Origin of the sequence: Demequina lignilytica (assembly GCF_030418375.1) — a bacterium.
GTDB classification, from domain to species: Bacteria; Actinomycetota; Actinomycetes; order Actinomycetales; family Demequinaceae; genus Demequina; species Demequina lignilytica.
On sequence record NZ_JAUHPZ010000009.1, the window covers coordinates 43,325 to 64,187 of the forward strand.

Genomic DNA, 20,863 nt, shown 5'->3' on the forward strand with positions numbered 1-20,863 from the left:
GGGGAGGCGTTATGCGGCGGCGGCTGCCGGCTCGCGTGCGGGCGCGGTGCGCGGCACGGGCGGACCCGAGCGGAACGCCATGCGGACGAACATCCACATGACCGGCACCACGTACGCGACCCAGGCGACGGCCTCGAGCACCGTGGTCGCGGGGGAGAAGTTGAAGACGCCCTTGAGGAGCGTGCCGAGCACGGAGCCGGGGGCCACCGTGGCGCTCACGTCGAAGGCGAGGGTGTTGAGGCCGGGCAGGATGCCGGCCTCCTGCAGGTCGTGCACGCCGTAGGCGAGCACGCCGCCGGCGACGATGATGAGGAACACGCCGGTCCACTGGAAGAACACGCGCAGGTTCACCCTCACCGCGCCCTTGTAGATGAGCCAGCCGAGCGCGACCGCGGTGGCGATGCCGAGGGTCGCGCCGATGATCGGGGCGAGGCTCGACCCGGCGGAGGTGATGCCGGCCCAGAGGAACAGCGCGGTCTCGAGGCCCTCGCGGCCCACGGCCAGCATCGCCATCGCGACGATCGCGCCCTTGCCCACGGAGATCGCGTTCTCGAGCGCGTTCTCCAGTTGGCCCTTGAGGTGGCGGGCGGTCTTGCCCATCCAGAAGATCATCCACGTGATGAGGCCCACCGCGACGATGCTGAGCGTGCCGCCGATCGCCTCCTGCGCCTCGAACGTCAGCCCCTGCGGGCCGAGCGTGAGGAGCGCGCCCACGCCGATCGACACGCCCGCGGCGATGCCGACCCCGAACCACACCTGGCGCAGCAGCCCGCGACGGTCGGTCCGGACCAGGTACGCGACCAGGATGCCGACGACGAGCGCGGCCTCCAGACCCTCACGGAGCCCGATGAGGTAGTTGGCGAGCATGGTGGCCTTCCGAGCGGGGACTAAGGCGAGCCTTACCTGAACGGTGCGAGCGTAGGGGGCCGCCGCTCGCGCTGTCAACCATTAGCGAACAATCGCGTTGCGTAATTGCGCCGGCGCGGGGAGGGACGATGCGGAGGTCGCGTGCGCAGCGGAACTGGTGGTCCCGTGGGGCGCACGGGGTGGCGGACAGCGGTCCTGAGCGTCCCGCCGGGGACGGGGGGCTACTCGGCGTCGACGATCTCGCAGATGACGGTGCCGGAGCTGACCCCCGCGCCGACCGTCGCCGCGAGGGCGCGGACCACGCCGGCCCGGTGCGCCGTCAGCGGCTGCTCCATCTTCATCGCCTCGAGCACCACCACGAGGTCGCCCTCGGCGACGATCGCGCCGTCCGCGACCGCGACCTTCACGATCGTGCCCTGCATGGGCGACGCGAGCGTGTTCCCCGACGCGCCGCGCGGGGCGCCGTTCGAGGACCTGCGCATCGGCCGCTTGCCCGCTTGACGGGCACCGGCTCGACCGGCCTGTGCGAGGGAGGCGGGCAGGACCACCTCGAGGCGCTTGCCGCCGACCTCCACGATCACCCGCTCGGTCGCCGGCGCATCGGCCTCGGCATCGGCCGAGGAGGCGCCGGGGGCGAGCCCCGCGACCGTGTCCGCGAACTCGGACTCGATCCAGGTCGTGTAGACGCGGAAGCCGTCGACCGCCGTGAACTGCGGGGCGTCGAGCACGGCCCGGTGGAAGGGGAGCACGGTGGGGATGCCCTCGACCGTCATCTCCGCGAGCGCGCGGCGCGCGCGGGCGAGCGCCTGGTCGCGGGTCGCGCCGGTGACGATCACCTTGGCGATCATCGAGTCGAAGTTGCCGGACACGGCGTCGCCCTGGGCGACGCCCGCGTCGACGCGGACGCCGGGACCCGACGGGAAGCGCAGGGTGGAGATGGTGCCGGGCGCGGGCATGAAGCCCTTGGCCGGGTCCTCGCCGTTGATGCGGAACTCGATCGAGTGGCCCCGCGTGACGGGGTGGAGGTCCGCGATGGACTCGCCGGCCGCGATCCGGAACTGCTCGAGCACCAGGTCGACGCCGGTCACCTCCTCGGTCACGGGGTGCTCGACCTGGAGCCGGGTGTTCACCTCGAGGAAGCTGATGGTGCCGTCGACGCCCACCAGGAACTCGCACGTCCCCGCGCCCTGGTAGCCGGCCTCCTTCAGGATCGCCTCGCTCGCCTCGACCAGCCGCGCGTTCTGGGCGTCGGTGAGGAACGGCGCGGGGGCCTCCTCGACCAGCTTCTGGTGGCGGCGCTGGAGCGAGCAGTCGCGGGTGGAGACGACGCGCACGTTGCCGTGGGCGTCCGCGAGGCACTGCGTCTCCACGTGACGCGGCTTGTCGAGGAACCGCTCGACGAAGCACTCGCCGCGACCGAAGGCCGCGACGGCCTCGCGGGTCGCAGAGTCGAACAGCTCGGGGATCTCCTCGAGCGTGCGCGCGACCTTGAGGCCGCGGCCGCCGCCGCCGAAGGCGGCCTTGATGGCGACCGGGAGCCCATGCTCCTGCGCGAACGCGACCACCTCGTCGGACGATGCGACGGGGTCGGGGGTGCCCGGCACCAGCGGTGCGCCGGCGCGCTGGGCGATGTGCCGCGCGCTCACCTTGTCGCCGAGGCCGTCGATCGCCTCGGGTGACGGGCCGATCCACGTGAGCCCCGCGGCGATGACCGCACGCGCGAAGTCCGAGTTCTCGGCGAGGAAGCCGTAGCCCGGGTGGACGGCCTCGGCGCCGCTGCGCCGCGCGGCGTCGACGATCTTCGCGATGTCGAGGTACGTCTCGCGGGCGGTCGAGCCGCCGAGCGCGTACGCCTCGTCGGCCAAGGCGACGTGGGGGGCGTCGCGGTCCGGGTCCGCGTACACGGCGACGGAGCGCAGACCCGCGTCCGCGCAGGCGCGGATGATGCGGACGGCGATCTCGCCACGGTTGGCGACCAGGACGGAGGCGAAGGCAGTCACCCCGAAACGTTAGCGCGGGCATCCGCGGGAGCGGCGCTTCGATGCGTGGGGGGACCCAACTTTGGGCCGGGCGATAAGCCTTCCCCGCATCGTTTGTGCGTTCTCACAGCGAATCGGGGCCAGGATCCGCCTGAGGGCTGTCTGAGTTGTCGCGCCCCTACAAACCGGGGAGGGTATCGGGTCAGGCGCGCAGGTCGTGGAACGCGACGCCGAGCTCGAGGAGCAGGGACCGCAGCAGCGGCAGGCTCACGCCGACCACCCCGTGGTAGTCGCCCTCGATCGCCTCGACGTAGGGGCCGCCCAGGCCGTCCACGGTGAACGCTCCTGCGACGCGCAGGGGCTCGCCCGTCGCGACGTAGGCGTCGATCTCCGCATCCGACAGGTCGGCGAACCGCACGACCGTCGACGACGTCGCGCCGAGCGTGGCCGCGGTGCCGCTCCCGCGGTCGTCGACCAGCCAGTGGCCCGTGTGGAGGACCCCGGTGCGACCGCGCATCGCATGCCAGCGCGCCACCGCCGTGATCGCATCGGCGGGCTTGCCCAGGATCTCCCCGTCGAGCTCGAGCATCGAGTCGCAGCCGAGCACCACCGCGTCCGTGTCCCACGTTCCGGCCACGTCCTCGGCCTTGGCCTGCGCCAGCACGAGCACCGCGTCCGCGGGAGGCAGGTCGCCCCAGCCCGCGGCGGCGTGGCGCTCCTGGGCGGCCGCCAGCGCCGCGTCCTCGTCGACCTCGCTGACGATCACCTCGGGCTCGACGCCGGCGGATCGAAGGGTCGCGAGACGGGCGGGGGACTGCGAGGCGAGCACCAGCGGGACGGTCATGCAGGAGAGGGTAGCCGGGCGCGCAACGCGCCGCCGAAGCGAGGGTAAAGATCAGGTAAGAGGACCGCTATAGTAGGCGGAACCGAAAGTTTCTCGAGGGGGAATCGATGGGCGACCGGGACGCTTTGCTGGACACGGCATGCGACGAGCTGCAGCACTTCCTGCGCATCTCCGCACCCCGCACCGAGGTGGTCACGAGCCTGGGTCTGACCCTTCACCAGTTCCGCGCCCTGGTCATCGTGTACTCGCAGGAAGGGTGCACCACGACGGACCTCGCCGAGCAGGTCGGCGTGCATCCGTCGGTCGCCACCGGGATCGTCCAGCGGATGGTCCAGCGCGGCGTGTTCGAGCGCAGCGAGGATCCGGAGGACCGCCGGATCCGCCGGATCCGTCTCACCGCCAGGGGCCGCGAGCTCGCCGAGGAGGTCGTGGGCACGGCACGCGTCCAGCGACGCGAGCAGCTGGAGTCGCTCGACGACGCCCAGCTCGAGCAGATCGCGGCCATGCTCTCGTCCATGATCGGCGGCATCAACGGCCGCCGCGGCCGCTCCGACTGAGGCCCGTCAGCGCGCGAGAGGACAGCCGGCGCACGCCGGCGAGTCGCCAGGCACGCAGGTTCCACAGGCGGCTCCGGCACGGATGACGAGGCCGAACCTCTCGCCCTCCTCCGCCACGGCCTCGGCCAGATCGAGAGGGATCCCGAGGGTGCGCGCGGCCGCACGCGGGCTCTCGCCCGCGGCCAGACGCTCCATCACGGCACCGAACACGCCGGTCACAGCAGCCGGCCCACCTGGAACACCGCCGTCGCGAGCGCGAACGTCATCGCGAGCTGCGCGGCGGCGGAGCCCGCGGTCCATCGCCAGCCGTAGAGCCGGCGCTGCTCGGCGAGCGTGGCCATGCAGGGCAGGTAGCCGAGCACGAACACCATGAACGCGAGTCCCGCCGCGCCGACGGCGCCTCCGGAGGTCTGCTCGACCGTCGCTCGCACCTGCTCCCCGAGCGAGGCCGAGGGCTCCGACCCCGGGTCCTCGAGGGCGTAGGACTGCGCCAGGGCGCCGACCGTGACCTCCTTGGCGGCGATGCCCGAGACGAGCGACGCTGCGATGTGCCAGTCGTCGAGGCCCATGGGTGCCAGGGCGGGCGCGATCGCCGTCGCGGTCGCGCCGTACACCGAGTCCTGCACCGGCACGTCCGCGAGGTCGTGGCCGCCGCGCACCGGGATCGCCTGCAGGACCCACAGCACCGCGACGGCCACCATGATCACGCTGCCGGCCTTGCGCACGAAGGACACGACCCGCGTCCACACCCCCAGGCCGAGCGTCCGCAGGTGCGGCCACTGGTAGTCGGGGAGGGCGATGATGAGCGGCTCGGGCCGTACGTCGCGCAACGCGGTGCGGCGCGCGGCGAGGCCGAACGCCACCACGAGCACGATCGACAGCAGGTACATCCCGAACACCACGGAGCCGGCGCTGTCGGGGAAGAAGGTCTGCGCGAGCAGCAGGTAGACCGTGAGCCGCGCCGTGCACGTGGTGAGCGGCACCATCAGGCCCGTGAGCAGGCGCTGGCGGGCGTGGGGCAGCACGGCGGTCGCGGACAGCGCCGGCACGTTGCAGCCGAAGCCCACGATCAGCGGCAGCATCGCCCGCCCGTCGAGGCCGATCGCCCGCATCGCGCGGTCGGCGACGATCGCGACCCGCGCGAGGTACCCGCAGGACTCGAGCGCGGACACGCAGGCGAACATGATGGCCATCAGCGGGATGAAGGAGACGACGGCGCCGACTCCCGCGACGAGCCCGCCGATCGCGAAGGACTCGAGCCAGGCGGGTGCCTGCACTGCTCCCAGCAGCCACTCCGCGGTCGAGGTGACCGGCCCGTCGACCACCGCGGCCGCGCCGTCCATGAGGGGAGCGGCGACGGCGGTCGTGAGCTGGAACACGGCCCAGATCACGGCCAGGAACGCCGGCACCCCGGCCCACGGGTTGAGCAGGACGCGGTCGATGCGGTCGGAGACGGTCTCGCGGGTCTCCACCGAGGTCAGCGTGGCATCGGCGACGCCCTCGATCCAGTCGAACAGCTGCTGCGCGTGGGCCAGCTCGTCGCCGAGCTCGTGGTCGTGGTCGCGGCGCTCGATCCCGGCGACGCGCGGCGGCGTGCGCAGGGCCTGGGCGACCGTCGCGGCGAGCAGACCCGTGCCCGCGCCGGTGCGGCCGTTCACCTCGACCACCGGCACGCCCAGCGCGGCGGCGAGCGCGTCGAGGTCCGGGCGGAGCCCGCGTGCCTCCGCCAGGTCCACCATGCTGATCGCCGCGACCACCGGCCGGCCCGCCCGGGCGACCTGCCCGAGCACGTACAGGGAGCGGCTCAGCGCGGTGGCGTCGAGCACGACGACGGCGAGATCGTGGGAGGGGTCGTCGACGGCATCGGCGGCGACCTGCTCGTCGGGAGAGCGCGCGATCAGCGAGTAGGTGCCCGGCAGATCCACGAGCGACACGTCGGTCGAGCCCGCGCGCCACGAGCCCTCCGCCAGCGACACGGTGGTGCCGGGCGCGTTGACCACCTTCTGGCGCGCTCCGGTGAGGTGGTTGAAGAGCGTCGACTTGCCGACGTTCGGATTGCCGACCAGGAGCACGCTCGCGGTCGAGACCTGGGTGGTCATGCCGGATCCACCTCGATCAGCGCCGAGGTCTGACGGTCGACCGCGATGCGGGCTCCGCCGACCGCGACGACCCGCGCCCCCGACGCGGCCCGTCCGGCGACCCGGACGCGGATCCCCGGGCGCAGACCCATCTCGCGCAGCCGCAGCGCGACCGGCGCGTCGGCGCTGATGCTTCGGATCCGGGCCACGGCGCCCGGCGCGAGGGTGTGGAGCAGCACCCGCACAGGATAATTCCGGAAGGGAAGGCTTGCCTTATCCGTAGGTCCCGGGTGCGGGATCCCGGACCATCCCTCAGCGCGGGCGCCGACGCGCCGAGCCCACGAGCGCCAGGGCGACCAGCACGGCGACGGCGCCGCCCTGGGCGAGCGTCCAGCGGACCGACCGTCCCCGGCGGGCGGTGCCCATGACCGCGCCCGCGTCCCGGGACGCCAACAGCGAGCCGCGCGACGCGAACGACATCGCGGAGCCGACGCTCGCGGAGCTGCCGATGCTGAAGGCGGAGAGCGCCGAGCCGACGGACCCGATCGACAGCACGCTGCCGACCGACAGGATCGACAGCGCGGAGCCCGTGCTGGCGATCGACAGGATCGAGTCCTCGGACGCGAGGGACCACTTCGACGGCATGACCCCATCGTGGCCCACGTCGGCGGCTCACGCCATGGTGTCGAGCACGGCCTTCCATGCCGCCGCCATCTCCCGCCCGTAGCCGATCACGGTGTGCGTGCGCGCGAGCACGGCGGGGGACGCGCCCTGCGCCTCGAGCCCGGCGCGCCGGCACAGCCACACGGCCCGCGGCAGGTGGAACTCCTGCGAGCATGCGATCACCGAGCGGAGCTCGCGCGCCGCGGCACCGCGCGCGGAGGCCCACGTGTTCACCCCGGCCGGGTCCATGACGATGTCGCGCGCGGGCACGCCCATCTCGATGGCCGTGCGGCGCATCGTGCCCGGCTCGTCGAGACCCTCCTTGTTCGGACCCGCCCCGCTCATCAGCAGGGTGCCGACCAGGCCCCGGCGGTAGAGCTCGACGCCCACGACGACGCGCTCGCGGAGGAAGCGGCTGGGGCGGCCGTCGGGCCACACGCGCGCACCGAGCACCAGCGCGGCGTCGGCCGGACGCAGGTCGCCCGAGTCGACCGCATGACGGGACGATGCGGTGGTCGCCCGCATGGCGACGGCGGGGGCGGCGACGGCGGCGAGCCCCGCGGCGCCGAACGCGACCAGAGGGCGGCTCACCGGAGCGAGTGGCGCCAGGCGTCCGCGCCGCGGGCGAGCGGCAGCATGATCCGCCGCCCGCGCATCGTCCGCGTGCGATCCATCCACGCGGAACGCGGGTCGCCCTCCAGCGTCGTCTCGTCGGCCGCCGCCTGCGACGCCGCCGCGACCGCGATCAGGCCGGCGACCACCGCCTCGAGCTCCGCGTCGTCGGCCGCGCCGCGGATCACCCGCAGCTCGGTCGGGTCGCCTGAGTTCTCGGGCTCGGTCACAGCGGGATGTTCCCGTGCTTCTTGGGCGGCAGCGAGGCGCGCTTGGTGCGCAGCGCGCGGAGCGCCCGGGTGACCTGCGCCCGCGTCTCGGACGGCTCGATCACGGCGTCGACGTAGCCGCGGTCGGCGGCGTCGTAGGGGTTGACGATCCGGTCCTCGTAGTCCTCGACCAGGGCCTGTCGCTCGGCCTCGACGTCGCCGCCCTTCGCCTCGACGTCGGCGAGCGTGCGGCGGTGGAGGATGTTGACGGCTCCGCCGGCGCCCATCACCGCGACCTGCGCCGTGGGCCACGCGAGGTTGACGTCCGCGCCGAGCTGCTTGGACGCCATGACGATGTAGGCGCCGCCGTAGGCCTTGCGGGTGATCACCGTGATGAGGGGCACGGTCGCCTCGGCGTAGGCGTAGATGAGCTTGGCGCCCCGACGGATGATGCCCTGGTGCTCCTGGTTGACGCCGGGCAGGAAGCCGGGCACGTCCACGAGCGTGATGATCGGGATGTTGAACGAGTCGCACGTCCGCACGAACCGGGCGGCCTTCTCGGAGGCGTTGATGTCGAGCGTGCCGGCCATCTGCATGGGCTGGTTGGCGACGATCCCGACGGAGTGGCCCTCCACGTGCCCGAAGCCGACCACCACGTTCGGGGCGAACAGCGGCTGGATCTCGAGGAACTCCCCGTCGTCGACCACGGCGGCGATCAGCGCCTTCATGTCGTACGGCTGGTTGTCGCTGTCCGGGACCAGCGCGTCGAGCGCGAGGTCCTCGGCGGTGGGCTCGAGGTCCGCCTCCTCCGTCCAGATCGGCGGGTCGGCGAGGTTGTTCTGGGGCAGGTACTGGAGCAGGTGCTGGACGTACTCGAGCGCATCGTCCTCGTCCGCCGCGAGGTAGTGGGCGACGCCCGACGTGACGTTGTGGGTCTGGCCGCCTCCCAGTTCCTCGAACGTGACCTGCTCGCCGGTGACGGACCTGATCACGTCGGGGCCGGTGATGAACATCTGCGAGGTGCCGTCGGCCATGACGATGAAGTCGGTGAGCGCGGGGGAGTAGACCGCGCCGCCGGCGGAGGGGCCCAGGATGATCGAGATCTGCGGGATCACGCCCGAGGCCGCGACGTTGCGGCGGAAGATCTCCGCGAACTGGGTGAGGGCCGCGACACCCTCCTGGATGCGCGCGCCGCCACCGTCGGAGATGCCGATCAACGGCACGCCGGTACGCAGCGCGAAGTCCTGGATCTTCGCGATCTTCTGGCCGTGGACCTCGCCGAGCGATCCGCCGAAGACGGTGAAGTCCTGCGAGTAGACCGCGACCTGGCGCCCGTCGACGGTGCCGTAGCCGGTGACAACGCCGTCGCCGTAGGGCCGGTTGCGGTCGAGCCCGAAGTTGCGCGAGCGGTGGCGCGAGAGCCGGTCGAGCTCGACGAACGAGCCCTCGTCGAGCAGCTGGTCGACGCGCTCGCGGGCGGTCTTCTTTCCGCGCGCGTGCTGCTTCTCCTGGGCCGTCGTCTCGGGTGCGGTGACCGCGGCGTCGACCTTCTTGCGAAGGTCCTCGAGCGACGATGCTGTGGTCTTCGCGGGCCTCATGGGGGACACATCTCTCCTTGGGTACGGGCTGCCCCACAGCCTAGCGGCGCCCGTGCGGGCTGCACGGTGTGTCCGATTCGGGCGCGTTCGGGCTTCCCGGGTGTGCCCGGTTTTCGCAAACCCCCAGGAGGGCTCCTGCCTGAGTGCGCCCGAATGTGTTTGACTCACGCCGAATGTGTGGCTATTGTCGTGACCGTCGACGACGACAACGCCCGTTACCGGGCGACATGCGGCACGAGATCCCTCGCAAGGAAGCGGGGAGAGAGAAAGGGTTGGCAGCGCATGTCTCTATCCGATGCACAGTCCGCCACGGCGGCTAACAAGAACCGCGAAGGCGGCGTGGGCGCGGCGGTCCAGAGGTTCGGCCGCTTCCTGTCCGGCATGATCATGCCGAACATCGGCGCCTTCGTGGCGTGGGGCCTCATCACCGCGTTCTTCATCCCCACGGGATGGACGCCCAACGAGGGCCTGGCCGCGCTGGTCGGCCCGATGATCACCTACCTGCTCCCGCTCCTGATCGGCTACACCGGCGGAAAGATCGTCCACGGGATCCGCGGTGGTGTGATCGGCGCCATCGTCACCATGGGTGTGATCGTGGGCGCCGATGTCCCGATGTTCATGGGCGCGATGATCGCCGGTCCGGCGGCCGCGTGGGTGCTCAAGAAGTTCGACAAGCTCATCGAGGGCAAGGTCAAGGCCGGCTTCGAGATGCTCATCGACAACTTCTCGATCGGCATCATCGGCATGCTGCTCGCGATCGTCGGCAAGCTCGCGATCGGCCCCGTGGTCACCAAGCTGGTCGAGTGGGCCGGCAACGGCGTGGACTTCCTGGTCGACGCCCACCTGCTGCCGCTCGCCTCGCTGATCGTGGAGCCCGCCAAGGTGCTGTTCCTGAACAACGCCATCAACCACGGCGTGTTCACCCCGCTCGGCACCCAGGAGGCGCTCGAGACCGGCAAGTCGCTGCTGTTCATGATCGAGTCGAACCCCGGGCCCGGCCTGGGCATCCTCGCCGCGTTCATGTTCTTCGGCCCGCGCATGCTGCGTGCCTCGGTCCCCGGCGCGATCATCATCCACTTCTTCGGCGGCATCCACGAGATCTACTTCCCGTACATCCTCATGAAGCCGAAGCTGATCGCCGCGGCCATCGCGGGCGGCATGTCCGGCGTGCTCACCGGCGTGATCCTGGACAACGGCCTGGTGGCGCCCCCGTCGCCGGGATCGATCTTCGCGTACATCACCTTCACGCCGAAGGGCGAGTACGTGGGGATGTTCCTCCAGGTGTTCATCGCGGCCGCGGTCGCGTTCGTGGTGGCGTTCTTCCTGCTGAAGTTCGACAAGGAGCTCCGCCAGGAGGCCAAGGAGGAGGCCGCCGCCAAGGAGGCCGGTCTCCCCGACCCGATGACCGGCGCCTGATCGGCGCACAATCGAAGGTGCGGGGGCCGCGCCCGCGGCCCCCGCACCGAACCCCTCACGACACACATAGAAGGAGAGTGGCGACGATGCCCTCAGTCAACGGTTCCGATGTCAAGCGAGTGATCGTGGCGTGCGACGCCGGCATGGGCTCGTCCGTCATGGTGGCGAGCACGCTGCGCACCAAGCTCGCGAAGTACGGCGTCGAGGTCAAGCACACCCCGGTCGACGAGATCCCGGGCGACGCCAACGTGGTGCTGTGCCACCAGGGCCTGGCCGCCCGCGCCAAGTCCACCGCGCCCGGCGCCGTCGTGGTGCCCTTCGCGATCTTCATGGGCGACCCGGCCTTCACGAAGGTCGAGAACGCCATCGCCAACAACCAGGTGCTGGAGTCCTGAGCTCATGGCGATCCTGTCGCGCGAAGGCGTCCGTCTTGGCCTGACGGCTCAGGACAAGACGGACGCCATCCGTCAGTGCGGCGAGCTCCTGGTCGAGCTCGGCGCCGCCACGGAGGAGTACGCCGCCGCGCTGCACGAGCGCGAGGAGCAGGTGTCCACCTTCATCGGCGAGGGCGTGGCGATCCCCCACGGGACCAACGAGAGCCGCGCGCACATCGCGCGCGCCGCCATCGCCTACCTGCAGTTCCCCGACGGCATCGACTGGGACGGCAAGGAGGTGTTCGTGTGCATCGCGATCGCCTCCAAGTCCGAGGAGCACATCGACATCCTCCAGTCCCTCGCCGCCGTCCTGATGAACCCCGAGTCCGCGGCCCGGCTGCGCGAGGCGGCCGACGTCGATCAGGTCATGGGCCTGCTCGCTCCCGCCGCCTGACTCACCCTGATCCGTCCCCACGACCGAAAGGAACCACCATGAAGGCGCTGCGCTTCTACGCACCCGAGGACGTCCGCATCGAGGATGTGCCCGAGCCCGAGGTCGGCCCCGGCGAGGTCAAGCTCCGCGTGCGGAACACCTCCACCTGCGGCACCGACGTCAAGATCTTCTACAACGGCCACCAGAACCTCACGCCGCCGCGCACCATCGGCCACGAGATCGCCGGCGAGATCGTCGCGATCGGCGAGGGGGTCGACGGCTGGGCCATCGGCGACCGCGTGCAGGTCATCGCCGCGGTGCCCTGCGGCGACTGCTACGAGTGCTCGCGCGGCTGGATGGAGGTCTGCCAGAACCAGACCTCGATGGGCTACCAGTACGACGGCGGCTTCGCCGAGTACATGATCGTCCCCCGCGAGGTGATGAAGGTCGACGGTCTCAACCGCATCCCCGAGGGCGTCGGCTACGACGAGGCCTCGGCGGCCGAGCCCCTCGCGTGCGCCATCAACGCGCAGCGGATCCTCGGCATCGAGGAGGGCGACACGGTGGTCGTGTTCGGCGCCGGCCCGATCGGCGCGATGCACATCCGTCTGGCCCGCGCCAACGGCGCCGCCCGGATCTTCCTCATCGACGTCAACGACGAGCGGCTCAAGATGACCGCCGACGCGGTCCACCCGGACGAGGTCATCAACGGCGCGAACGTCGACGTGGTCGAGAAGGTGAAGGAGCTGACGGACGGCCGCGGTGCGGACGCGATCATCACGGCGACCGCGGCGAACATCGCCCAGGAGCAGGCGATCTCGATGGCCGCCCGCAACGGCAAGATCTCCTTCTTCGGCGGCCTGCCGAAGACCAACCCGACCATCACGTGCGACTCGAACCTGGTGCACTACCGCCAGCTCCGCATCTTCGGTGCGAACGGCTCGGCGCCGGCGCACAACAAGATGGCGCTCGAGTACATCGCGACCGGCAAGGTGCCCGTGAAGGACCTGATCACGGAGCACATCCCGCTGGAGCGGGTCCTCGACGCGTTCGACATCGTCAAGCGCGGCGCTGCCATCAAGGTCACCGTCGAGCCCTGACCGGCCTCTCCCCATCGTGGCCGTCCCTCCGGACGGCCACGATGAGGGAGTATTGACCCCGGGGCACACAATTCTGGAGGGCATGGCGTGTACGCGGCAGAGCGGCAGCAGGCGATCCTCGAGCGCGCGCGCGAGGTCGGCCGCGTCGAGGTGGTGGCGCTGTCCGAGACGCTCGGCGTGACCGTCGAGACGGTCCGCCGCGACCTCACGGCCCTCGAGCGGCTCGGTGTGGTCCGCCGTGTGCATGGAGGCGCCCTCCCCGTGGAGCGGCTCACGCTCGAGCAGCACACCGCCGACCGTCAGATCCAGGCCACCTCGGAGAAGCGCACCATCGCGGAGCGCGCGCTCGAGGAGATCCCTCACGGCGGCTCGGTGATCCTCGACTCGGGCACGACCACCCTCGCGATCGCCCACGCGATGCCCGCGGACATGTCCGCGACGGTGGTCACCAACTCCTTCGCGATCGCCGCCGTGATCGCCGACCGCCCCTCGATCGACCTGGTCCTGCTCGGCGGCCGCGTGCGGCACCGCACCGGGGCCGCGGTCGGCGGCATGATGATCGAGGCGCTCGCGGGCATGTGCGCGGACGTCGCCTTCATGGGGGCCAACGGCTTCGACGTGAGCCACGGCTTCACCACGCCGGATCAGGCCGAGTCGGACGCCAAGCGGGCGATGGTGGGGGCGGCCCGCCGCGCCGTCATCGTGAGCGACTCGACCAAGGCCGGGCAGATCCATCTCCACCGCTTCGCGGGGCTGAGCGACATCGCCATGCTCATCACCGACACGGGTCTCGACCGCGACACCGCGGAGGACCTGGAGGCCGCGGGCGTCGAGGTGGCCCTCGTCTGACGGGGTCTACGCTGGCGCCGTGAGCTCCACCGTCCCCGCCGTGCCCGCCGAGCGCATCCTGCGCTCCCGGAGCGAGCTCACCGCGGGCGCGCTGGCAGGGCTGGTGCCCGCCCCGCTCGCGCGCGTCGACGTGCTCGCGCAGTCCCCGTCGACCAACACCCGCCTGCTCGAGGCGCTGCGGCGCGAGGGGAGCGCCTGGCCGCACCTGTCCGCGCTGGTGGCCGACCACCAGACCGCCGGCCGGGGCCGCGCCGGGCGCGCCTGGGTGACGCCGCGCGGGGCGGCCCTCACCGCATCGTTCGCGCTGAGACCCGTCGAGGTGGCACGCGCGGACTACGGCTGGGCGCCGCTCGTGACCGGGCTCGCGACGGTCCGCGCGCTGCGCCGCGCGGGCGTGGGCGCGTGGCTGAAGTGGCCCAACGACGTCGTGGTCGAGGCCGGCGCGCGGGAGATCCCCGGCTGGGGACGCTGGCGCAAGGTGGTCGGGATCCTGTGCGAGACGGGCGAGGATGACGCGGTCGTCGCGGGCATCGGCATCAACGTCTCGCAGGAGCCGGCCGAGCTGCCGGTCCCGCACGCGGCCTCCCTGGCGTCGCTGGGCGCCACCGAGCTCGACCGGGTGGTGCTCATGGGGCTGCTCGCGGCCGAGCTGCGCGACTCCGTGGCCCAGTGGCGCTCCGGGGAGCCGATGCGCGCGCCGGTGGAGGCCGTGCTCGCGACGGTCGGGTGGGACGTCGCGATCGACGTCCCCGACGGCGCGCCGGTCTCCGGGGTGGCCGAGGGGCTCGCCCCCGGCGGCGGCCTGGTGGTGCGCACGGCCGCCGGCGAGCGCCGCGAGGTGCTCGCGGGGGACGTCCGCGTGCGCCGCGGATGACAGGTTGTGCGACCGTGGGGACAGGTCGTGCATGGTCCCGGCCGGGACGCGCGAACGGGTGATTGCCTCTCCCCATCGCCGTCACGTGGCAGTGGCGGCGGTGTTGTCCGGCACAAGGACGTCACCACACAACACACGGCCGTCTGAGGCGGTCCGACCACACGCCCGTGGTCGCGCATCATGCCCCCGCGGGGGGACGATGCTCACGGCGGGCGTGCAAGGAGAGGCAAAGTGAGTACAGATTCGGCAAAGAAGCCGCCGATGTCGAACGGCAAGTATCTCGGCATCTGGGTCCCCGTCATCGCGTTCCTGATCATCCTCACGGTGGTCGCGAACGTCGCCATCAGCATCTTCGGGTCCTGGGTCAACACCCAGCTCGGCGAGGGCACCTACACGATCGAGACCGCCGAGGGCACCGAGGACTGGGACACCGACTACAACGAGGCGTCCTACGACTCGCTCGAGTCCGAGCAGGAGGACGCGTTCGCGCTCGTCGAGGAGATCGAGTCCGAGGGCGTCGTGCTCGCGAAGAACGAGGCCGCGGCCCTGCCGCTGGCCTCGGGCGCGAAGGTCACGCTGCTCGGCCGCTTCTCCGCGGACCCCGTGTTCGGCGGCGCCGGCTCCGGCTCGGTCGACACGTCGACGGCCGTGAACGCCATCACGGGCCTTGAGAACGCGGGCTTCGACGTGAACCCGACCGCGTATGCGATGTTCGAGTCGTTCGCCGCGGACGCCCCCAAGGCCGACATCGTCATGGACGACCCGGCGGGCTCGACCTACGTGATCGGCGAGATGCCGGTGGACCAGTACACCGACGAGGCGACCGCGTCGTTCGCGGACTACGCGGACGCGGCCGTGGTCGTGATCGGCCGTGGCGGCGGCGAGGGCGGCGACCTCGCGCAGGACATGACCGACGTGCCCGGCGCGGCGGACGAGCGCGCGCAGGCGGGCGAGCACATGCTCGAGCTCAACCAGGACGAGAAGGCGATGCTCGAGGTGGCCAAGGCCAGCTTCGACACCGTGATCGTCGTGGTCAACGCGTCCACCTCGATGGAGATGGGCGTGATCCAGGACGACCCGGAGATCGACGGCGTGCTGCTGATCGGCTCGCCCGGTCAGACCGGCTACAACGCCGTGGGCGACGTGCTCAGCGGCGCCGTCAACCCGTCGGGTCGCACGGTCGACACCTGGTCCGCGGACTTCACCCAGGACCCGACCTGGAGCAACTTCGGCAACTTCCAGTACTCCAACGTCGACTCGGTCAACGGCCCGGGCTACTTCGTCCAGTACGAGGAGGGCATCTACGTCGGCTACCGCTACTACGAGACCGCGGCCGCCGAGGGCTTCATCGACTACGACTCCGCCGTGGTCTACCCGTTCGGCTACGGCCTGTCCTACACCGACTTCTCGTGGGAGATCGCCGGTGAGGAGCTGGGCGGCACCGACGGCGACATCACCGTCGACGTGACCGTCACCAACACCGGCGACGTCGCGGGCAAGGACGTCGTGGAGCTGTACTACAACGCGCCCTACACCGCGGGCGGCATCGAGAAGGCCGAGGTCGTCCTCGGCGCCTTCGAGAAGACCTCGCTCCTCGAGCCGGGCCAGTCCGAGACCGTCACCCTGACCCTCGCGGTCGAGGACATGGCGTCCTACGACTACGAGACCGCGGGCGCCTACGTGCTCGAGGCCGGCGACTACGAGCTCCGCGTGCAGACCGACTCGCACACCCTCGCCGAGGGCGTCGAGCCGATCAGCTACACCGTGGGCGACACGATCGTCTACGGCGAGGACAACCCGCGCGAGTCCGACGGCGTCGCCGCGACCAACCAGTTCGACGACGTCTCGGCCCTCTTCAGCGACACCGCCGAGGACGGCAAGATCGTCAACCTCTCGCGTGCGGACTTCGCGGGCACCTGGCCCACGGCTCCCACCGAGGCGGACCTGACCGCGACCGACGAGATCGTCGCCGCGTTCGACGCCTACGACGCCGCGGCCGCCGCCGAGGCCTCGGACGCCGAGATGCCCGTGACCGGTGCGGAGAACGGCCTGCAGCTCATCGACCTGCGCGGCCTCGACTTCGACCACCCGCTGTGGGAGGACATGCTCGACCAGCTCACCGTCGAGGAGATCACCAAGGTCATCCTCAACGGCGCGTACAACACCGACGCGATCGAGTCGGTCGTGAAGCCCGCCACCGTCGACCTCGACGGCCCCGCCGGCTTCTCGTCCTTCCTCAACGACGCCTACAACGGCACCGCGTACCCGTCCGAGGTGGTCATCGCCCAGACGTGGAACAAGGAGATCGCGCACCGCATGGGCGCGCAGGTGGGCGAGGAGGCGCTGCAGATGGGCGCCAACGGCTGGTACGCACCGGCGCTCAACATCCACCGCTCGCCCTTCGCGGGCCGCAACTTCGAGTACTACTCGGAGGACCCGGTCCTGTCGGGCGAGATGGCGAAGGCGACCTCCGAGGGCGCGCTCACCAAGGGCGTGTACACGTTCCTCAAGCACTTCGCGATGAACGACCAGGAGACCAACCGCGTCAACAACGGTGTCGCCTCGTGGGCGAACGAGCAGGCGATCCGCGAGATCTACCTGAAGGCGTTCGAGATCCCCGTCAAGGAGGTCACCGGCGAGATCTCGTACATCTCCGATGACGAGGGCACCGTCGAGACCGCCGAGGTCGGCCAGATGGCCATGATGAGCTCCTTCAACCGCATCGGCAGCACCTGGGCCGGCGGCTCGAAGGCCCTCATGACCGACGTGCTCCGCGACGAGTGGGGCTTCGAGGGCTTCGTGATCACCGACTTCAACCTGTACGGGTACATGTACCCCGACCAGGCGATCGACGCCGGCACCGATCACATGCTCACCTTCGAGCCCTTCAAGGTCCTCGAGGACACCACCTCGGCGCTCGCGGTCTCGAACCTGCGCACCGTGGCCCACCACATGCTGTTCACCGTGGCGAACTCCAACGCCATGGACGGCATCGCCCCGGCCAGCACCATCACCTACACGCCGCCGGCGTGGCAGATGTGGCGCTGGGTCATCACCGGCGGCGTGGGCCTGATCATCGCGGGTCTCATCGCGATGGTCGTCGTCCGGGTCCGCCGCCGCACGGCCGGCGCCCCCGAGGCGGAGGTCACCGAGCCCGTCGCCGAGACGGTCGACGCCTGATCGGGCGCCCGGGGTGCCGCGTCACGCGGCGCGGCACCCCGGGCCCCGCCCCCTCCATCCGTCAGCCCGCGGCGTCGAGCCGCGCCACCCCAAGGAATCCGCCACCATGTCCCACGAGCTCACCGAGCTGGAGAAGGCCGCGCTGCTGAGCGGCGCGAGCGTCTGGGAGACGCGTGCCGTCCCGCGTGCCGGGATCCGGTCCCTCAACCTGTCGGACGGCCCCCACGGCATCCGCAAGCAGCTGGGTTCCGGCGACCACCTCGGCATCAACGGCTCCGCGCCCGCGACCTGCTTCCCGACGGCCGCGACGGTCGCGAACTCGTGGGACGCCGAGCTCACCACGGCGCTGGGCGAGGCCCTGGGCGCCGAGGCCGCCGCGCTCGACGTCGACATGGTGCTCGGCCCCGGCCTGAACATCAAGCGCTCGCCGCTGTGCGGGCGCAACTTCGAGTACTTCTCGGAGGACCCCTACCTGTCCGGCAAGCTCGCCGCGGCCTACGTGCGCGGCATCCAGTCGCAGGGCGTGAGCGCCTGCCCCAAGCACTTCGCGGCGAACAGCCAGGAGCACCGCCGCATGGCCTCCGACTCGGTGGTCGACGAGCGCACGCTCCGCGAGATCTACCTCACCGCCTTCGAGATCGTGGTGCGGGAGTCCTCGCCGAAGGCGATCATGTCCGCCTACAACAAGGTCAACGGCACCTACGCCCACGAGAACGCCCACCTGCTGCAGGAGATCCTGCGCGACGGCTGGGGCTTCGACGGCGCGGTCGTGTCCGACTGGGGCGGCTCGAACGATGCGGTGACGGCCGTGGAGAACGGCGGCACCCTCGAGATGCCGTCGCCCGGGCTCGACTCCGCCCGGCAGATCGTCACCGCCCTGCGCGCCGGCCGTCTGGCCGAGGCCGACCTCGACGCCCGCGTCGACGAGATGGTGACGCTGGTCGAGCGCATCGACCCGTCCCTGGCTCGCGCCGTCGACGAGCAGGCGCACCACGAGCTCGCACGCCGCGTCGCAGAGTCCAGCCACGTGCTGCTGCGCAACGCCGGCGGCCTGCTCCCGCTCGCCGCGGGAGCCCGGGTCGCCGTGATCGGCGACTTCGCGCAGACCCCCCGCTACCAGGGCGCCGGCTCCTCGCTGGTGAACCCCACCCGCCTGTCCACCGTGCTCGACGCGCTGCCCGGCTCGGGCCTCGAGCTGGTGCGCTTCGCGCAGGGCTTCCGTCGCACCGGCGGGCCCGACGCGGGCCTGCTCGCCGAGGCCGTCGAGGCCGCGCGCAGCGCGGACGTGGCGCTGGTGTTCCTGGGCCTCGACGAGACGAGCGAGTCCGAGGGCAACGACCGCACCCACATGCGCCTGCCCGCCAACCAGATCGGGCTGCTCGACGCGCTCCACCGCGAGGACGTCCCGGTGGTGGTGGTGCTGTCCGCCGGCTCGGCGATCGAGATGCCGTGGCTCGAGCAGACCGACGCCCTGGTGCACGGCTACCTCGGCGGCCAGGCCGGTGCCGAGGCGACGCTGAACGTGCTGACCGGCAGGGTGAACCCCTCGGGCCGCCTCGCGGAGACGTACCCGGTACGCCTCGAGGACAACCCGAGCCACGCGTACTACCCGGGCCTCGGCGACGCCTCGGAGTACCGCGAGGGCCTGTACGTCGGCTACCGCTACTACGAGAGCGTGGGCGCGGACGTCCTGTTCCCGTTCGGCTTCGGGCTGAGCTACACGACCTTCGAGATCTCCGACCTGGTGGTCACCGCCTCCGGGGCGACCGCGACGGTCACGAACACGGGAGCCGTGGCGGGCGGCCACGTCGCCCAGCTGTACGTCGAGCGCGTCACCGACGGCGCGCATCGTCCCGTCCGCGAGCTCAAGGGCTTCGCCAAGGTCGAGCTCGCGCCCGGCGCGAGCACCACCGTCGAGATCCCCTTCGACCGGTACACGTTCCGCACCTTCGACCCCGCCGCCGACGCGTGGGTCACCGAGGCGGGGGAGTACCGCGTGGCGGTCGGCTCGCACGTGAGGGACCTGCCGGTCGCGGCGGTCCTGCACGTCGACGGAGCGACCGTGGCGGCCGACCCGGCCCCCGCGGTGTACCGCACCGGCGACGTGGTCGCGGTGACGGACGTCGACTTCGAGGCGCTGCTCGGCCGCGCGCTCCCGACCGCGTCAGGCGAGCGGGAGCCGCTCGACGCGAACTCGCCGCTGCTCGCGATGCATCACGCCCCGAGCCCGCTCGCGCGCGGCGCTGCCGGCGCGCTCAAGGGCCTGATCGCGCGCTCGCAGCGCAAGGGCAAGCCCGACCTCAACCTGTTCTTCCTGTACAACATGCCGTTCCGCGCGATGGGCAAGATGACCAACGGCGCGGTCTCGATGGACATGGTCGACGGGATCGTCGACATCGCCAACGGCCACCTCCTCCGCGGCGTCGGCGCCACGGCCTCCGGATTCGTGCGCAACGCGCGCGAGTCCAAGCGCCTCACCGCCGAGCTCGCCGACCACCCGACCCCCGCGGCGTCCGCACCGGCGCAGGCCGCGCGCTGAGAGAGAGACCCGAGATGCTCAAGCCGATCGTCAACGCGTGGCGCAGGTTCGAGGCCAAGCGCCCGAACACCGCCCAGTTCCTGATGTTCTTCCTGCTCAGCAACGGGGTCACCGTGCTGCAGCTGGCGCTCATGCCGATCTTCAAGTGGGTCTTCTACCAGACCGCCCTGGTGGACGTCGCGTTCCAGATCTGGCCGGTGGGGTCCAACGTCGACGGCTCGCAGTACTACATCTTCGACTACCCGGCCGGGCCCGTCGACGCGGACGGCATCGGCGGCGGCCTCGCGTACTTCCTGGCCGTCCAGATCACCATCGCGATCGCCCAGGTCATCAACTTCTTCGCGCAGCGCACCATCACCTTCAAGGCGAACAACTCGGTCGCGAAGGCGGCGTTCTGGTACGTGATCGCGTACCTCCTCATCACGATCGGCGCGGCGGCCGCGCAGGGCTTCTACAAGGCGCCCATCTACGCCTGGTGCAAGAGCGTCTGGCCGTCCGGCGGCGAGGCCGTGGCCGACGTGGTCACCATGATCATCAACTCGGCGATCGCGTTCTGGATCTTCTTCCCGATCTTCAAGGTCATCTTCAAATCCGACGCCGCGGAGGCGGCCGAGGACACGGCCGAGGAGATCGTCGAGCGCGATCTCGAGACCGTCCAGGAGGGTCCCGACGCGGCGCGCTCGTGACATGG

The 20,863-nt window shown here is 71.3% G+C and carries 20 protein-coding genes; 10 read left to right on the forward strand and 10 right to left on the reverse strand.

Annotated elements, in window-relative coordinates:
• Positions 1–9 precede the first annotated feature (9 nt).
• The 3 genes from efeU to QQX13_RS11505 form a co-directional block, all read right to left on the reverse strand.
• Positions 10–867: an iron uptake transporter permease EfeU gene (gene efeU / locus QQX13_RS11495; protein ID WP_301121398.1), complete on the reverse strand. Its 858-nt coding sequence runs from the start codon at positions 865–867 to the stop codon at positions 10–12.
• 221 nt (positions 868–1,088) lie between these two features.
• The gene (locus QQX13_RS11500; RefSeq protein WP_301121396.1) at positions 1,089–2,867 is read right to left on the reverse strand and encodes an acetyl/propionyl/methylcrotonyl-CoA carboxylase subunit alpha; all 1,779 of its coding nucleotides are present in this window, start codon (positions 2,865–2,867) and stop codon (positions 1,089–1,091) included.
• 181 nt (positions 2,868–3,048) lie between these two features.
• Entirely contained in the window at positions 3,049–3,690 is a 642-nt protein-coding gene (locus QQX13_RS11505) for a Maf family protein (RefSeq protein ID WP_301121394.1), read from the reverse strand.
• 107 nt (positions 3,691–3,797) lie between these two features.
• Here QQX13_RS11505 and QQX13_RS11510 point away from each other — a divergent pair, with 107 nt between their 5' ends.
• The gene (locus QQX13_RS11510) at positions 3,798–4,247 is read left to right on the forward strand and encodes a MarR family winged helix-turn-helix transcriptional regulator (protein WP_301121392.1); all 450 of its coding nucleotides are present in this window, start codon (positions 3,798–3,800) and stop codon (positions 4,245–4,247) included.
• A gap of 6 nt (positions 4,248–4,253) precedes the next feature.
• Here QQX13_RS11510 and QQX13_RS11515 read toward each other — a convergent pair whose 3' ends face one another.
• From QQX13_RS11515 to QQX13_RS11545, 7 genes are all read right to left on the reverse strand, one after another.
• Positions 4,254–4,466, reverse strand: a complete 213-nt coding sequence (locus QQX13_RS11515) for a hypothetical protein (RefSeq protein ID WP_301121390.1) — start codon at positions 4,464–4,466, stop codon at positions 4,254–4,256.
• Positions 4,463–6,346, reverse strand: coding sequence for a ferrous iron transporter B (gene feoB, locus QQX13_RS11520; RefSeq protein ID WP_301121388.1), 1,884 nt, complete (start codon positions 6,344–6,346; stop codon positions 4,463–4,465). The genes QQX13_RS11515 and feoB overlap by 4 nt, the downstream gene beginning before the upstream one ends.
• Positions 6,343–6,564 carry a FeoA family protein gene (locus QQX13_RS11525; protein WP_301121386.1) on the reverse strand — a complete coding sequence of 74 codons (222 nt, stop codon included), beginning with the start codon at positions 6,562–6,564 and terminating at the stop codon, positions 6,343–6,345. The genes feoB and QQX13_RS11525 overlap by 4 nt, the downstream gene beginning before the upstream one ends.
• 73 nt (positions 6,565–6,637) lie before the next feature.
• The gene (locus QQX13_RS11530; RefSeq protein ID WP_301153459.1) at positions 6,638–6,970 is read right to left on the reverse strand and encodes a hypothetical protein; all 333 of its coding nucleotides are present in this window, start codon (positions 6,968–6,970) and stop codon (positions 6,638–6,640) included.
• A gap of 27 nt (positions 6,971–6,997) precedes the next feature.
• On the reverse strand, positions 6,998–7,579 hold the full coding sequence (locus QQX13_RS11535; protein WP_301121382.1) for a SanA/YdcF family protein: 582 nt from the start codon (positions 7,577–7,579) through the stop codon (positions 6,998–7,000).
• Positions 7,576–7,830 carry an acyl-CoA carboxylase epsilon subunit gene (locus QQX13_RS11540; RefSeq protein ID WP_301121380.1) on the reverse strand — a complete coding sequence of 85 codons (255 nt, stop codon included), beginning with the start codon at positions 7,828–7,830 and terminating at the stop codon, positions 7,576–7,578. The genes QQX13_RS11535 and QQX13_RS11540 overlap by 4 nt, the downstream gene beginning before the upstream one ends.
• Positions 7,827–9,407, reverse strand: coding sequence for an acyl-CoA carboxylase subunit beta (locus QQX13_RS11545; RefSeq protein ID WP_301121378.1), 1,581 nt, complete (start codon positions 9,405–9,407; stop codon positions 7,827–7,829). Before QQX13_RS11545 ends, QQX13_RS11540 begins: the two co-directional genes overlap by 4 nt.
• Before the next feature lie 282 nt (positions 9,408–9,689).
• On the opposite strand from QQX13_RS11545, the gene mtlA reads away from it, so the two are divergent.
• From mtlA to QQX13_RS11590, 9 genes are all read left to right on the forward strand, one after another.
• Positions 9,690–10,823, forward strand: a complete 1,134-nt coding sequence (gene mtlA, locus QQX13_RS11550) for a mannitol-specific PTS transporter subunit IIC (RefSeq protein WP_301121376.1) — start codon at positions 9,690–9,692, stop codon at positions 10,821–10,823.
• An 86-nt stretch (positions 10,824–10,909) separates the two neighbouring features.
• Positions 10,910–11,218 (forward strand): PTS sugar transporter subunit IIBC family protein, encoded by a 309-nt coding sequence (locus tag QQX13_RS11555; protein ID WP_301121374.1) that lies wholly within the window; start codon positions 10,910–10,912, stop codon positions 11,216–11,218.
• Positions 11,219–11,222: 4 nt separating this feature from the next.
• Positions 11,223–11,651, forward strand: a complete 429-nt coding sequence (locus QQX13_RS11560) for a PTS mannitol transporter subunit IIA (protein WP_301121372.1) — start codon at positions 11,223–11,225, stop codon at positions 11,649–11,651.
• Between the two features lie 38 nt (positions 11,652–11,689).
• Positions 11,690–12,730 carry a zinc-dependent dehydrogenase gene (locus QQX13_RS11565; RefSeq protein WP_301121370.1) on the forward strand — a complete coding sequence of 347 codons (1,041 nt, stop codon included), beginning with the start codon at positions 11,690–11,692 and terminating at the stop codon, positions 12,728–12,730.
• Between the two features lie 87 nt (positions 12,731–12,817).
• The gene (locus QQX13_RS11570; RefSeq protein ID WP_301121368.1) at positions 12,818–13,579 is read left to right on the forward strand and encodes a DeoR/GlpR family DNA-binding transcription regulator; all 762 of its coding nucleotides are present in this window, start codon (positions 12,818–12,820) and stop codon (positions 13,577–13,579) included.
• Positions 13,580–13,598: 19 nt separating this feature from the next.
• A complete protein-coding gene (locus QQX13_RS11575; protein ID WP_301121366.1) occupies positions 13,599–14,453 on the forward strand; it encodes a biotin--[acetyl-CoA-carboxylase] ligase in 855 nt (284 codons plus the stop codon).
• A 261-nt stretch (positions 14,454–14,714) separates the two neighbouring features.
• The gene (locus QQX13_RS11580; protein WP_301121364.1) at positions 14,715–17,633 is read left to right on the forward strand and encodes a glycoside hydrolase family 3 C-terminal domain-containing protein; all 2,919 of its coding nucleotides are present in this window, start codon (positions 14,715–14,717) and stop codon (positions 17,631–17,633) included.
• Positions 17,634–17,739: 106 nt separating this feature from the next.
• Positions 17,740–20,172, forward strand: a complete 2,433-nt coding sequence (locus QQX13_RS11585) for a glycoside hydrolase family 3 C-terminal domain-containing protein (RefSeq protein ID WP_301121362.1) — start codon at positions 17,740–17,742, stop codon at positions 20,170–20,172.
• Positions 20,173–20,186: 14 nt separating this feature from the next.
• Positions 20,187–20,858 (forward strand): hypothetical protein, encoded by a 672-nt coding sequence (locus QQX13_RS11590; RefSeq protein WP_301121360.1) that lies wholly within the window; start codon positions 20,187–20,189, stop codon positions 20,856–20,858.
• The last annotated feature ends 5 nt before the right edge of the window (positions 20,859–20,863 follow it).